The following is a 13,648-nucleotide window of genomic DNA, read 5'->3' as shown; positions in this document are numbered from 1 at the left end:
GAAAAAGGGCACAAAGGATTTTCTCCTTTGCACCCTCGTGCACAACACCAGGACCCAGGGGTGCGGCACCCCCGGGTGGCCGCCAATCGTGGCTCATGCCTTGGGTGCGCGGTACTTGCCCATCTCCCAGCGGGCGATGGCGCGGTTGTGGACTTCGTCCGGGCCGTCGGCCAGTCGCATGGTGCGCATGCTGGCGTACTGCTTCGCAAGGCCGAAGTCTTCCGACACACCACCGGCGCCGTGCGCCTGGATCGCGTCGTCGATGATCTTGAGCGCCATGCGAGGGGCAGCCACCTTGATCATCGCGATCTCGAGGCGGGCGACCTTGTTGCCGACCTTGTCCATCATGTCGGCCGCCTTCAGGCACAGGAGGCGGGTCATCTCGATGTCGATGCGGGCGGTGGCGATGCGCTCTTCCCACAGCGAGTGGTCGATGATGCGCTTGCCGAAGGCCACGCGCGACTGCAGGCGCTTGACCATCTTCTCGAGCGCCACCTCGGCGCTGCCGATGGTGCGCATGCAGTGGTGGATGCGACCCGGGCCCAGGCGGCCTTGCGCGATCTCGAAGCCGCGGCCTTCGCCTAGCAGCAGGTTTTCCAGCGGCACTCGCACGTCCTTGAACACCACCTCGGCGTGGCCGTGCGGCGCGTCGTCGAAGCCGAACACCGGCAGCATGCGCAGCACGGTGATGCCCGGGGTGTCGAGCGGCACGAGGATCTGCGACTGCTGCGCATGCGAGGGCGCATCGGGGTTGCTCTTGCCCATCACGATGGCGATCTTGCAGCGCGGGTCGCCCACGCCGGACGACCACCACTTGCGGCCGTTGAGCACGTAGTGGTCGCCGTCACGCTTGATCTCGAGCGAGATGTTGGTGGCGTCGGAGGATGCGACCGCGGGCTCGGTCATGAGGAAGGCCGAGCGGATCTTGCCGTCGAGCAGGGGCTCCATCCACTGCTTCTTCTGTGCGTCGTTCGCATAACGCGCCAGCACTTCCATGTTGCCGGTGTCGGGTGCCGAGCAGTTGAAGACCTCGGAGGCGAAGCCCACCTTGCCCATCTCTTCCGCGCACATCGCGTACTCGAGGTTGGTGAGGCCGGCGCCGCGGTAGGGGCTGTCTTCGGGCAGCGAATCCTTGGGCAGGAAGAGGTTCCACAGGCCTTCCTTCTTGGCGATGGCCTTGAGCTCCTCGACCACCGGCACAACCTGCCAGCGGTTGGTGCCGAAGCCCTTCATCTGCTCGTAGTACGTGGGCACCGCGGGGTACACGTACTGGTGCATGAACGCGACCACGCGATCACGCCAGTAGACCTGGCGTTCCGACATCGAGAAATTCATCTGCTCTTCTCCAAAGGTGTGTGAGTGACTGGGAGCCGCCCCGTGGCATGCATCGAGATTCTCTGGCAGACTGGTTTTTCGAAAGCCGATCTGTACCGCCACGGAGAACGCCAGCCCATGGGCGTGTTTATAGACGAGGATTCTGCAGGCCCAAGTCTCGTCTGCGACAGGGGCGGGACTGAATCAACACATACTTGTCTTTCCAGATTTCACCGCAGCCGCCACGCACCCCGATGACCGCCGAAAGCTCCAAGGAACTCAACATTCAGTCACCGCTGGCACCGTTCAAAGGGGAAAAACCCGAGGCGCCGAGCTGGTTCGACAAGGCCCTGAAACGCGAGCCCGCACGCAGCTTCGTCCACGTGAAAGGCGCACGCATCGAGACCCTCACCTGGGGCGAGATCGGCAAGCCCGGCCTCGTGCTGCTGCATGGCAACCGCGCGCACGCCGACTGGTACAGCTTCATCGCCCCGTTCTTCGCAGACGACTTCCGCGTGGTCGCGATGTCGTGGTCGGGCATGGGCGGCTCCGACTGGCGCGACAGCTATTCGATCGAACTGCTGTCCGAAGAAGTGGCCGCGGTGGCCGACGCCACCGGTGTCTTCGAGAGCAAGGTGAAGCCCATCGTCGTCGCGCATTCGTTCGGCGGCTTTCCGGCGCTGCGCTACAGCGCACGCGCGGGCACGAAGGTGGGTGGGCTGGTGCTGGTCGACTGCCCCGTGATGTCGCCCGAAATGCGCAAGGCACGGCGCGGCGGCGGCCCGGGCAGCGTGGAGCCGCGGCCCAACCGTGTCTACGAGGCGCTGCCCGCCGCACTTGCTCGCTTTCGCTTCGCGCCGCCGCAGGTCTGCAAGAACCTGTACATCGCCGACCACATCGCACGCACTTCCCTGAAGCGCGCGCCGCTCGAGTCTGGCCACGGCGACGACACAAGAGAGGGCTGGACCTGGCGCTTCGACCCCTTCCAGTGGCGCGACATGCGCATGGAGAACCCGCTGCCCGACTTCCACGCGCTGCAGTGCCCGGTCGCCGTGGTGTGGGGTGCGCAGTCGCTGCTGTTCGACGCCGACATCCTCGCCTACACCGCGAGCCTCGCGCCGCCCGGCACGCCGCGCATCGAGATCCCCGCCGCACGCCACCACCTGATGGTCGACCAGCCGCTCGCGTTCGTGACCGCGCTGCGCGGGTTGTTCGCCGGCTGGCCCGCCCGCACAGCGGAATAACACGCGCCCGCCAACACGCGCCAGAGTCGAACAACGAAGCGCGAGTTCCACCTCGCCTCTTCGTGTTTTCCCGGATTTCGAATGTCGGGTATGCGTCCACGTTAGCCCGGACACCGAGGGCAGCTAAGTGTTTGCCCTGCGAGACTTCGAATGTTCTTCAGTGGATGATTCGCCCGACTTGGCAGCAGCTCGCTGCAAGAACCCAGGGTCCGGCGCATGCAAACTGAATTCCGACAGGCAGAAGAATGGGTATGGTGGCGGAACGCCGCGCAGCGTGAGGAGCAGACCTGATGCGCGGCTATGTGATCCGGCGCCTGCTGTCGCTGCTGCCGACCCTCTTCTTCGCGAGCCTCATCGTCTTCATCACGGTGCGGCTGATCCCCGGCGACATCATCGACATGATGCTGAGCCAGAACGACGTGGCGGCCGACAAGAAGAGCCGCGACCAGGTCGTGGCGGCCCTCGGCCTCGACAAGCCGATGTGGGAGCAGTACGTCACGTGGGTTTCCAACATCGTCTTCCGCGGTGACCTCGGCAACTCGCTGTGGCAGAACTCGCCCGTCACCGAGTTCCTGAAGGCACGCATGCCGGTGACCTTCGAGCTCGGCCTGCTGGCCTTGATCGTCGGCCTGCTGATCGCGATTCCGATCGGCGTGTACTCGGCGATCCGCCAGGACACCGCCGGCGACTACATCGGCCGCTCGTTCTCCATCTTGCTGCTCGCGGTGCCGAGCTTCTGGATCGGCACGATGGTGATGGTGTTCCCGTCGATCTGGTGGGGCTGGTCGCCCGAAGTGGAGTACGTGCCCTTCTTCACCGACCCGTGGCAGAACCTCAAGCAGATGATCCTGCCGGCCATCATCCTCGGCGCGGCACTCTCTGCGATCACCATGCGCCTCACGCGCACCATGATGCTCGAGGTGCTGCGGCAGGACTACATCCGCACCGCCTGGGCCAAGGGCCTGGGTGAGCCGCTGGTCGTGATGCGCCACGCACTGCGCAACGCGCTCATCCCGGTCGTCACGCTGATCGGCCTGCAGGCGCCGCTGCTCATCGGCGGCGCGGTGATCATCGAGCAGATCTTCGTGATCCCCGGCATGGGCCTGTTGCTGCTCGATGCGGTGAACCAGCGCGACTACCCCATCATCACCGGCGTCTTCCTCGTGGTCGGCGTGGCGGTGATGCTCATCAACCTGGTCGTGGACCTGAGCTACGGCCTGCTCGATCCCAAGGTGAGGTACCGCTGATGGCTGCCGTCATTGAAACCAACGCTGCGGCGGCACCGGTGGCGGTGCCGCCACGCGCGCCCTCGCGCAGCGTGATCAAGCGCCTCTTCAAGCAGAAGCCCCTCGGCGCCACCGGCGGCGTGGTGCTGCTCTTCATGCTCGTCGTCGGCCTCTTCGCCGAGTTCTTCGCGCCCTACGGCTACAACGAGATCAACATGCTCGAGCGCCTGCAGGCGCCGTCGTGGTCGCACTGGTTCGGCACCGACAACCTCGGCCGCGACGTCATGTCGCGCTGCATCTATGGTGCGCGGCTGTCGGTGATCATCGGCTGCTCGGCCGCGCTGCTGTCGACTGTCATCTCGATCCTCATCGGCGTGACCAGCGGCTACTGGGGCGGTCGCTTCGACATGGTGATGCAGCGCTTCGTCGACGCGTGGATGAGCTTCCCCGGCCTCATCATCCTGATCGTCGTGGTCTCGGTGTTCGGCCCCGGCATGACGCAGACCATCATCACGCTCGGCGTGCTGCTCGGCATCGACGGCTCGCGCATCGTGCGCAGCGCGGTGGTCGCCGTGCGCGAAAACATGTACGTGCATGCCGCGCAATCGCTCGGTGCCTCGTCGCTGCGCATCCTGTGGAAGCACATCCTGCCCAACGTGATGCCGGTGGTGATCGTGATCTTCACGACGCGCGTGGGCACGGTGATCCTGGCCGAATCGGGCCTCGCCTTCCTCGGCCTCGGCGTGCCGCCGCCGGCGCCCACCTGGGGCGGCATGCTCTCCGGCAGCGGCCGCACCTACATGTTCCAGGGCCCCTGGCTGGCCCTCGCACCGGGCCTGTGCCTGACCGTCATGGTCTACGCGACCAACGTGTTCGGCGATGCCCTGCGCGACCTGCTCGACCCGCGCATGCGTGGCTCGCGCTGACCCCTGTCCCGTCTTTCTCTCTCAACAGGAATTTCATGCACCTCACGACCTTGGCGCGGCAGCTGCGCGCCATCGCTTCCCTGGCGATCGCTCCCGCGGCCCTGTCGCTCGCGTCCCCGGCCGCCCTGGGCCAAGCCGAGAAGCCGCAGTACGGCGGCCAGCTCAACATCGGCAACGTGTACGTCACGGTCTCGCCGCTCTCGTCCGACCACGTCGACTGGGCGTGGAAGCACAACCAGGACACCGGCCTCGTCTACGAGCAGCTCTTTGCCGCCGACCTGAGCAAGTCCAAGCGGAACGGTGGCAAGTACTCCTTCAGCCCTGACGCGTGGCTGCCGCCCGACGCGCTGCGCGGCGAGCTGGCCGAGAGCTGGAAGATGGAGCAGAACCCGCTGCGCGTGGTGGTCCAGCTGCGCAAGGGCGTGATGTTCCCGGCCCGGCCCGGCGTGATGGAGGCCCGCGAGCTGACGTCTGAAGACGTGGTCGGGAGCTACGACCGCCTCAGCAAGAGCCCGAAGAAGATCCCCGGCTACTTCGACCACCTGACCAAGGTCGAGGCGAACGACAAGTACACCGTCACCTTCCACTTCAAGGAATACAACGCCGAGTGGGACTACCGCTTCGGCTGGGGCTACTACTCGGCCATCGTGCCGAAGGAAGTGGCAGCCGCCGGCGCCAAGGACTGGAAGAACCTGAACGGCACCGGCCCCTTCATGTTCGACAGCTACACGCAGAGCGCGTCGCTCTCGTTCAACAAGAACCCGAACTACTGGGGCAAGGAAAAGATCGGCGGCACCGACTACAAGCTGCCCTTCGTCGACAAGATCACCTACCGCTACATCAAGGACGAAGCCACGTTCCTGACGGCGCTGCGCACCGGCAAGCTCGACGTGCTCGAGGCCGTGCGCTGGAGCGCGGTGGAAGAGCTCAAGCGCTCGGCACCGCAGATCAAGTGGAACAAGTACCTCGCCAACGGCGGCAACTTCATCGCGCTGCGCATGGACACCAAGCCGTTCGACGACATCCGCGTGCGCCGTGCGCTCAACATGGCGGTCGACAAGCAGGCCATCATCAAGAGCTACTTCGGCGGCAATGCCGAGATGCTCAATTACCCGATGCACATGAACTACACCGGGTACTACGAGCCGCTGGACAGCATGCCGCCCGAGATCAAGGAGCTCTACACCTTCAACCCGGCCAGGGCCAAGCAGCTGCTCGCCGAAGCGGGCCTCGCCAAGGGCTTCAGCTTCAAGGTGCAGACCTCCAGCAGCAGCACCGACGCCGACCTCCTGGCCCTGATCGCCGCCTACCTGCAGAAGGTGGGGGTCACGATGGAGATCGAGACGCTCGACTACGGCGCGTATCTCTCGGCCATGACGACCAGGAAGAACGCCCCGGGCTACTTCATGTTCCTCGGCCACACCAACCCGACGACCGCGCTGCGCAAGAGCTTCGTCAAGGGCCAGATGTGGAACCCGTCGCAGTTCTACGACCCGACCATCGAGAAGATGATGAGCGAGGTGCTCGCCGAGCCCGACGAGCGCGTGCGCCAGGTCAAGGTGCGGCAGATGACGCGGATCATCCTCGCGCAGGCGCCGGCCCTCTTCCTGCCCTCGCCCTACGTCTACACCGGCTGGTGGCCGTGGGTGAAGAACTACGGCGGCGAGCTGCGCGCAGGCGCCGACCGCCCCGGCCCGATCCACGCCCGCATCTGGGTGGACCAGGAACTCAAGAAAAAGATGGGCAAGTAGGACCCATCCCTCCCTTCCACTTCAACAGGAGACGAGCCCCATGAAGACGTTCAGCAGTTGCTTGCATGCATGCGCCCTCGCGGCCGCCATCGCCGTGGCGCCTGCCGCCGCCTTCGCCCAAGGCAAGCCGCAATACGGCGGCGAGCTGCGGCTGGGCACCGTCTACGTGGGCATCTCCGCCCTCTCCTGGGACCCGGCCGACTACAACTGGAAGATCAACCACGACGCCGGCGGCCAGTACGAGGTGCTGTGGGCCGGTGACCTGTCCAAGTCGGTCAAGAACGGCGGCAAGCACCGCTTCGTGGCCGATGCCTGGCTGCCGAGCGACGCCATCCGCGGCGAGCTGGCCGAGACCTGGAAGTGGATCGACCCGCTCAAGCTCGAGGTCAAGCTGCGCAAGGGGATCATGTACCCCGAGAAGCCCGGCGTGATGAAGGCGCGCGAGTTCGTCGCCGACGACGTGGTCTACGCCTTCACCCGCCAGGAGAAGAGCCCGAAGAAGGTGCCCGAGTACCTCGACCACATGGCCAAGGTCGAAGCCACCGACAAGCACACCGTGCTCTTCACCTTCAAGAACTACAACGCCGAGTGGGACTACCGCTGGGGCTGGGGCTACTACTCCGCCATCGTGCCGAAGGAAGTGGTCGACGCTGGCGCCTCCAACTGGAAGAACGTCAACGGCACCGGGCCCTACCTGCTGCAGGACTTCCAGGCCGGCAACTCCAACACCTACGTCAAGAACCCCAACTACTGGGACAAGGAAAAGATCGGCGGCCAGGAGTACAAGCTGCCCTTCGTCGACAAGATCACCTACCGCACCATCAAGGACGAGGCCACGCGCTACTCGCTGCTGCGCACCGGCAAGCTCGACATCCTGGAAGTGATTCGCGCGAGCGAGGTGGAAGACCTGAAGAAGCAGGCGCCGCAGCTCAAGTGGTCGCGCACGCTGGCCATGGCCGGCACCTACATGGCCATGCGCGTCGACGTGAAGCCCTTCGACGACATCCGCGTGCGCCGCGCGATGAACATGGCCGTCGATCGGCAGGCCATCATCAAGTCAATCTACAGCGGCCACGCCGAGGTCTTCGGCTTCCCGATGCACCCCGACTACGTGGGCTACTTCGAGCCGCTCACCGCCATGCCGCAGGCGGTGCAGGAGCTCTACACCTACAACCCGGCCAAGGCCAAGCAGCTGCTCGCCGAGGCGGGCTACCCCAACGGCTTCAGCTTCAAGGTGCAATACAACGCGGTCAACGGCACGCATGCCGACCTGGTGCAGATGCTGGCGTCGTACTACGACAAGATCGGCGTCAAGCTCGAGATCCAGCCGATGGAGTACCCGGCCTTCCTGTCGGCGATGACCACGCGCACCAACGCGCCGCTGTACCTGATGGACAACGGCCACACCAACCCCACGACCTCGATCCGCAAGAACTTCGTCAAGGGTCAGGTCTGGAACCCGTCGCAGTGGAACGACCCCGCCTTCGAGAAGAAGATGGACGATGTGCTGCTCGAGCGTGACGAAGGCAAGCGCCAGATCATGCTCAAGGTGATGACGCGCGAGATCCTCGAGAAGGCACCGTACGTCTGGCTGCCCACGCCCTACAACCACGTGGCCTGGTGGCCGTGGGTCAAGAACTACGACGGCGAGCTGCGCGCAGGCGCGGTGCGCCCCTGGCCGATCTATTCACGCATCTGGATCGACCAGGACCTGAAGAAGAAGCTGGGCAAGTGATGCCTCCAAAGGAACGCAATTGACCGAACCCCTGCTCCAAGTCCGCAACCTCACCACGCGCTTTCGCACCGAGCGTGGCGAGGTGACCGCGGTCGACAACGTCTCCTTCGACGTCGCCCCGGGCGAGACGCTCGCCATCGTGGGCGAGTCGGGCTCGGGCAAGAGCGTGACCGCCTTGTCCCTGCTGCGGCTCATCCCCAACCCGCCGGGGCGCATCGAGAGCGGCCAGATCCTCTTCGAAGGCAAGGACCTGGTGAAGATGAGCGACGAGGACATCCGCAAGGTGCGGGGTGACCGCATCGCGATGATCTTCCAGGAGCCCATGACCTCGCTGAACCCCACCATCACGGTGGGCAAGCAGATCGCCGAGCCGATGAACCTGCACCGCGGCACCGCGTGGGACAAGGCGCTCCAGACCGCCGGCGAGCTGCTGGCCAAGGTGCGCATCCCCGATGCCGCGTCGAAGGCCAGCGCCTACCCGCACCAGTTCTCGGGCGGGCAACGCCAGCGCGCCATGATCGCGATGGCGCTCGCCTGCAAGCCGCGGCTCATCATCGCCGACGAGCCCACCACCGCGCTCGACGTGACGGTGCAGGCCCAGGTGCTCGACCTGCTGAAGGAGCTGTGCCGCGAGACGCAGGCCTCGCTCATCCTCATCACGCACGACCTCGGCGTGGTCGCGCGTTATGCCGACCGCGTGGCGGTGATGTACGGCGGGCGCATCGTCGAGCAATCGTCCGCGCGCAACATCTACAAGAACCCGAGCCACCCCTACACCCGCGGCCTGCTGGCCTCGGTGCCGCGGCTCGATGGCGATTCGTCGCAGCGCCTCGTGCCCATCGAAGGCTCGCCGCCCGACCTCACGCGCCTGCCGCCCGGCTGTGCCTTCGCCCCCCGCTGCCGCTTCGCCATCGCCGAATGCCAGCAGCAGCGCCCCCAGCTGCGCCCGGTCGGCACCGACCACATCATGGCCTGCATACGCGACCTGCCCGCCCTCTCTCCTGCCCGCCCGGAAGCCGTGAACCCATGAGCACCTCCTCCCCCTCCGCCAAGGCCGACCCGCTGCTGCGCGTCGAGGGCCTGAAGGTCCACTTCCCCGTGCACTCGGGTGCGGTGATCCAGAAGCAGGTCGGCGCGGTGAAGGCCGTGGACGGCGTGTCGTTCACCCTCAACCGGGGCGAGACGCTGGGGCTCGTCGGCGAATCGGGCTGCGGCAAGTCGACCACCGGCCTCGCCATCCTGCGCATGCAGGACATCACCGAAGGCAAGGTCTTCTTCGAAGGCGAAGACATCACCGCGCAGGACCGCCGCACCGGGCGCTTCCGCCGCCGCATGCAGATGGTCTATCAAGACCCGTACGGCTCGCTGAACCCGCGCATGACGGTGGCCGACATCGTGAGCGAGCCGCTCGAGGTCTACAACGTGGGCACGAAGGCCGAGCGCAAGGAGCGTGTCGCCGCCCTGCTCAAGACCGTGGGCCTCCTGCCCGACATGGCCGACCGCTACCCGCACGAGTTCTCCGGCGGCCAGCGGCAGCGCATCGCCATCGCCCGCGCGCTGGCACTCGAGCCCAGCCTCATCATCTGCGACGAGCCGGTGTCGGCACTCGACGTGTCGATCCAGGCGCAGGTGGTCAACGTGCTGGTCGAGCTGCAGCAGCGCCTGGGCCTGTCGTACCTCTTCGTCGCGCACGACCTCGCGGTGGTGCGCCACATCAGCCACCGCATCGCGGTGATGTACCTCGGCCGCATCGTCGAGATCGCCTCCAAGGACGACCTCTACCAGCGCCCGATGCACCCCTACACCCAGGCGCTGATGTCGGCCGTGCCGGTGGCCGACCCCGAGATCGAGGCCACGCGCCCGCGCATCGTCGTCACCGGCGAAGTGCCGAGCGCGCTGCGCCCGCCGTCGGGCTGCCGTTTCCACCCCCGTTGCCCGATGGCGATGGACGTCTGCAAGACCCAGGACCCGGCCCTGCTCGACAAGGGCGCCGGCCGCGCGGTGGCCTGCCACCTGCACGACCCGGTGGTGATGCAGATGCCGGAATCGCGCAAAGTTGCCGCCTGAGTTGCGCCACGCGGAACAACGGGAGGGGGCTGGCGGATAATCCACGCCTCGCCGCTACATGGCTGCACGCAAGTCCCCTTCCTCCTCTTCGCCGATGTCCGCGACGCTCCCTGCCCAGACGCAGCGCTTCCAGGAGAAGCGCGAAGCCATCCTCAGTGCCGCTGCCGCGCTCTTCAACCAGCACGGGGTGAAGGGCGCCACGCTTGCCGACATCGCCGCGAGCGTGGGCCTGGTCACCAACAGCGTGACCTACTACTACCGCAAGAAGGAAGACCTGGCGACCGCCTGCTTCCTGCGCGCGATCGAGGTCTTCCGCGACATCATCGACCAGGCCTCGGCCAAGAGCGGCATCGAGGCGCGCGTGCACGAGTTCTTCCGCCTGCAGGCGGCCCTCTTCGCCGACATCGACCGCGGCGCGCATGCACCGCTGATGCAGTTCAACGACATGCGAGCGCTGCCGAGCCCGCATTTCGAGGTCGTCTCCGACGCCTACAACGACATGTTCCGCCGCCTGCGCGAGCTGATGCGCACGCCGCAGACCGCGCAGCTCGGCCGTGCCGACCTCGCCGCACGCACCTACATGCTGCTGTCGGTGGCCCACTGGGTGCGCGGCTGGATCGACCGCTACGAGACCGACGAATACGCCCACATCGCCGACCGCGTGAGCGACATCGTGATCCGCGGCAGCGCAGGCCCCGGCTCGGTGTGGGCGCCCTCGCAGGCCGAGCGCGAATGGCGCCTCACCGTCAACGACGACGCCACCTCCGAAGCCTTCCTGCGCGCGGCATCGTTTCTCGTCAACGAGCAGGGCTACCGCGGTGCCTCGGTCGACATGATCTCGGCCAAGCTCAACGTGACAAAAGGGTCGTTCTACCACCACAACGACAACAAGGAAGACCTGATCTCCGACTGCTTCGAGCGCACCTTCGCCGTCATCCGCCGCGCGCTGAGCCTGGCCGAGGGCATCGACGGCAAGGGCTGGGACCGCGCCTGCGCGATCTCGCGTTCGCTCGCGCGCTTCCAGCTGTCGCCCGAGGGCCCGCTGCTGCGCCTGGGCGCGACGAGTGCGCTGTCGGACCCCGCACGCCGCAGCGACGTGCGCCGCACCATGAGCCGCCTCACCGAGCGCCTGGCCGGCGTGGTGGTCGACGGCATGATGGACGGCTCCATCCGCCCGCTGCACCCCGTGATCGCCGCACAGGTGGCCAGCGGCCTCGTCAACTCGGCCGGCAGCCTCGCGCACTGGGTGCCCAGCGCCACGCAGGACAACGTGGCCGAGATCTACGTGCGGCCCATCTTCCTGGGCATCCTCTGCCCACCGAGCCAGGCCGCTTGACCGGTGGCCACCAAGCACGCGGTACGCCGCATCCCGCCGCCTCGCACCCTGGCGCTTGATTCGATCGCGGACCTGCAGGCCTTCCGCCAGTCGATCCGCAAGCGCTGGACGATGCCGCACCTGCGCGTGGCGCTGCGCCTCCCGGGCCTGCGCTCCGCACGCAACGAGCACTTCGAGCGCCTGATCAACCGGCAGCTGCGCCGCACCGGCGGCTGGGCGGCGCTGTGGACGGCCGTGGGGTTCACCGGCCTCGCGATGTACTTCCCCGTGCCACCGGCGGGTGTCGAGTCGATCCCGGCGCTCGGCGCCTGGGTGGCCGAAGTGGCGCTCGGCTGGGTGGTCGGCTGGGGCGTCGGCAAGGGCGGTGCGCTCGCGCAGGCGCACTGGCGCATCGCGCGGCTGTGCGCTCGCGCCGAGCGCGAGTCCGCCACGCGCTGAGGCGTCACGGCGCGGGGCTGAAGTACTTGCGGATCAGCGTCGGCGTGCCATCGACCTTGGCCGCATCGACCGTCGCGGTGTAGCAGGTGGCATGCGGCGCGTGCTTCTTCTGCCCGAGCGTCACATAGGCCCACTCGCCCCCCGCCGGCCGCCACAGCGCAATGGCCTGCGGCATCAGCCCGTCGCGCTCGATCACCGGGTAGCGGCGCACGATGGCCGCCGCCACCTCGGCGCCGTCGCGCTCGTTGAGCATGAAGCCGTTGACCCCCGGCTTGAAGGTGAGCTGGGTGGTGCTCACGCAGTTGTCGACGACGGAGCGGCCCTGTCGATCGACGGCGAGGTCAGGCACCTGAGCGCTGGCCAAGGCCCAGCACCCCCACACGGCCGCTGCACCGCAGCAACGCACGAGACATGACGACAGGGTCTGCATAGAGGCCTCCGCAAGACAACCGGACCACCTCCCCTGCGGCAATCTTCATTCCGCGCTTTGCGCCGCGCCATCCTCCATTCGCGGCACCCGCCTCAGAACACGTGCGAGAGGCCGGCCTGGAACTGCACTTCGCCCGCGCCCGGGTACGACGGCGTGTTGACCGTGAGCGTGCCGCCGTTGCGGTTGATCATGCGGGCCCAGGCACCGTAGAGCATGGTGCGCTTCGACAACGGGTAGGTGTAGCCGGCGGCTAGCATGCGCGCATCGCGGTCCAGCGCCCGCTGGTCGTCGAGCGAGACCACGCTGGCCATCAGGCTGCCGCCGAAGAGCGGTGCGCTCGCCCCCAGCAGCCAGCTCGACCCTTCTGCGCCGGCCACCGGCGTGGGCGCGGCCTGGATCGTCGGGTTCATGTCGTCCATCACCGCGTAGTGGCCGAACAGCTTCACCACGCCGAAGTCGTAGCTCGCGCCGACGATGGAGAACCTGGCCGTGACGTTCGCGCGGAAGCTGCCCGACGCGGGCGGCACCTCGTCGGCGCTGCCCTGGCGCGCATGCGCGGCGCCGATCCACAGGGGCCCGCGCTGGTACTTGAGCGCGAGGTTGACCTGTCGGCCGGCGGCGCTCGACCCGTTGCGCTCACCCAGCGCGAGCATGCCCTGTGCGGTGAGGCCGGCGACGCTGGGCGTGCCGTAGACGATGGCGTTGTCGGCACGTGGGTTGGCATGCGCCACGTTGCCGGAGTTGCCGACGAGGTTGTTGCCGAAGGGGTCGGAGGTGGAGAGCACGTCGAACCACGGCGTGTACTGGCGGCCCACCGTGAGCCGGCCGAATCCACCGTCGAGCCCGATGTAGACCTGCCGGCCGAAGATGCGCCCGCCCTGGCCGATGACGCCGGTGTCGGCCTGCAGGCCGCTTTCCATCACGAAGAGCGCCCGCGTGCCGCCGCCCAGGTCTTCGCTGCCGCGCAGGCCCCAGCGGCTGCCGTTGCTCCCGCCACTGTCGGCGTACCAGCGACCACCACCCACCACGACGCCGCTTGAGAAAAGGCGCGTCTGGTACGCGATGGCCATGTCCATGCGGCCGTAGAGCGTGACGCCGGCGGGGGTCTGCGCGTGGGCCACCTGGCTGAGTGACGCGGCGAGCGATGCGCAGGCGAGTGCGATCCTGGTTTTCATTCGATG

12 protein-coding genes are annotated in these 13,648 nt (G+C 67.0%); 9 read left to right on the top strand and 3 right to left on the bottom strand.

Annotated features, from left to right (window positions below):
- Positions 1–93: 93 nt before the first annotated feature.
- Positions 94–1,335 carry an acyl-CoA dehydrogenase family protein gene (locus JI745_RS19855; protein WP_201811015.1) on the bottom strand — a complete coding sequence of 414 codons (1,242 nt, stop codon included), beginning with the start codon at positions 1,333–1,335 and terminating at the stop codon, positions 94–96.
- A gap of 233 nt (positions 1,336–1,568) precedes the next feature.
- Here JI745_RS19855 and JI745_RS19850 point away from each other — a divergent pair, with 233 nt between their 5' ends.
- From JI745_RS19850 to JI745_RS19810, 9 genes are all read left to right on the top strand, one after another.
- Positions 1,569–2,558 carry an alpha/beta fold hydrolase gene (locus JI745_RS19850; protein WP_201811013.1) on the top strand — a complete coding sequence of 330 codons (990 nt, stop codon included), beginning with the start codon at positions 1,569–1,571 and terminating at the stop codon, positions 2,556–2,558.
- 290 nt (positions 2,559–2,848) lie between these two features.
- On the top strand, positions 2,849–3,805 hold the full coding sequence (locus JI745_RS19845; protein WP_201811011.1) for an ABC transporter permease: 957 nt from the start codon (positions 2,849–2,851) through the stop codon (positions 3,803–3,805).
- On the top strand, positions 3,805–4,710 hold the full coding sequence (locus tag JI745_RS19840) for an ABC transporter permease (protein WP_201811009.1): 906 nt from the start codon (positions 3,805–3,807) through the stop codon (positions 4,708–4,710). Before JI745_RS19845 ends, JI745_RS19840 begins: the two co-directional genes overlap by 1 nt.
- 35 nt (positions 4,711–4,745) lie before the next feature.
- A complete protein-coding gene (locus JI745_RS19835; RefSeq protein WP_201811006.1) occupies positions 4,746–6,461 on the top strand; it encodes an ABC transporter substrate-binding protein in 1,716 nt (571 codons plus the stop codon).
- Positions 6,462–6,501: 40 nt separating this feature from the next.
- Positions 6,502–8,196 (top strand): ABC transporter substrate-binding protein, encoded by a 1,695-nt coding sequence (locus JI745_RS19830; RefSeq protein ID WP_201811003.1) that lies wholly within the window; start codon positions 6,502–6,504, stop codon positions 8,194–8,196.
- Between the two features lie 19 nt (positions 8,197–8,215).
- Positions 8,216–9,226 (top strand): ABC transporter ATP-binding protein, encoded by a 1,011-nt coding sequence (locus tag JI745_RS19825; RefSeq protein ID WP_201811000.1) that lies wholly within the window; start codon positions 8,216–8,218, stop codon positions 9,224–9,226.
- A complete protein-coding gene (locus JI745_RS19820; protein WP_201810998.1) occupies positions 9,223–10,263 on the top strand; it encodes an ABC transporter ATP-binding protein in 1,041 nt (346 codons plus the stop codon). The genes JI745_RS19825 and JI745_RS19820 overlap by 4 nt, the downstream gene beginning before the upstream one ends.
- Positions 10,264–10,357: 94 nt before the next feature.
- Complete coding sequence (locus JI745_RS19815; protein WP_201810995.1) at positions 10,358–11,599, top strand: TetR/AcrR family transcriptional regulator; 1,242 nt, start codon at positions 10,358–10,360, stop codon at positions 11,597–11,599.
- Positions 11,600–11,602: 3 nt separating this feature from the next.
- The gene (locus tag JI745_RS19810) at positions 11,603–12,037 is read left to right on the top strand and encodes a hypothetical protein (RefSeq protein WP_201810992.1); all 435 of its coding nucleotides are present in this window, start codon (positions 11,603–11,605) and stop codon (positions 12,035–12,037) included.
- A gap of 4 nt (positions 12,038–12,041) precedes the next feature.
- Here JI745_RS19810 and JI745_RS19805 read toward each other — a convergent pair whose 3' ends face one another.
- Positions 12,042–12,386 (bottom strand): hypothetical protein, encoded by a 345-nt coding sequence (locus tag JI745_RS19805; protein ID WP_201810989.1) that lies wholly within the window; start codon positions 12,384–12,386, stop codon positions 12,042–12,044.
- Positions 12,387–12,559: 173 nt separating this feature from the next.
- Positions 12,560–13,642 (bottom strand): porin, encoded by a 1,083-nt coding sequence (locus JI745_RS19800; RefSeq protein ID WP_201810986.1) that lies wholly within the window; start codon positions 13,640–13,642, stop codon positions 12,560–12,562.
- Between the last annotated feature and the right edge of the window lie 6 nt (positions 13,643–13,648).

Source organism: Piscinibacter sp. HJYY11 (genome assembly GCF_016735515.1).
GTDB lineage: Bacteria > Pseudomonadota > Gammaproteobacteria > Burkholderiales > Burkholderiaceae_C > Rhizobacter.
The sequence above is the reverse complement of the archived record's forward strand: the minus strand, read 5'-3'. Positions and strand labels throughout refer to the sequence as shown.

Bases quoted from the DNA above. Each gene is read 5' to 3' on its own strand.
- JI745_RS19850 (WP_201811013.1), top strand. From the start codon at position 1,569: ATGACCGCCGAAAGCTCCAAGGAACTCAACATTCAGTCACCGCTGGCA.
- JI745_RS19855 (WP_201811015.1), bottom strand. From the start codon at position 1,335: ATGAATTTCTCGATGTCGGAACGCCAGGTCTACTGGCGTGATCGCGTG.
- JI745_RS19830 (WP_201811003.1), top strand. From the start codon at position 6,502: ATGAAGACGTTCAGCAGTTGCTTGCATGCATGCGCCCTCGCGGCCGCC.
- JI745_RS19835 (WP_201811006.1), top strand. From the start codon at position 4,746: ATGCACCTCACGACCTTGGCGCGGCAGCTGCGCGCCATCGCTTCCCTG.
- JI745_RS19840 (WP_201811009.1), top strand. From the start codon at position 3,805: ATGGCTGCCGTCATTGAAACCAACGCTGCGGCGGCACCGGTGGCGGTG.
- JI745_RS19820 (WP_201810998.1), top strand. From the start codon at position 9,223: ATGAGCACCTCCTCCCCCTCCGCCAAGGCCGACCCGCTGCTGCGCGTC.
- JI745_RS19800 (WP_201810986.1), bottom strand. From the start codon at position 13,642: ATGAAAACCAGGATCGCACTCGCCTGCGCATCGCTCGCCGCGTCACTC.
- JI745_RS19815 (WP_201810995.1), top strand. From the start codon at position 10,358: ATGTCCGCGACGCTCCCTGCCCAGACGCAGCGCTTCCAGGAGAAGCGC.
- JI745_RS19845 (WP_201811011.1), top strand. From the start codon at position 2,849: ATGCGCGGCTATGTGATCCGGCGCCTGCTGTCGCTGCTGCCGACCCTC.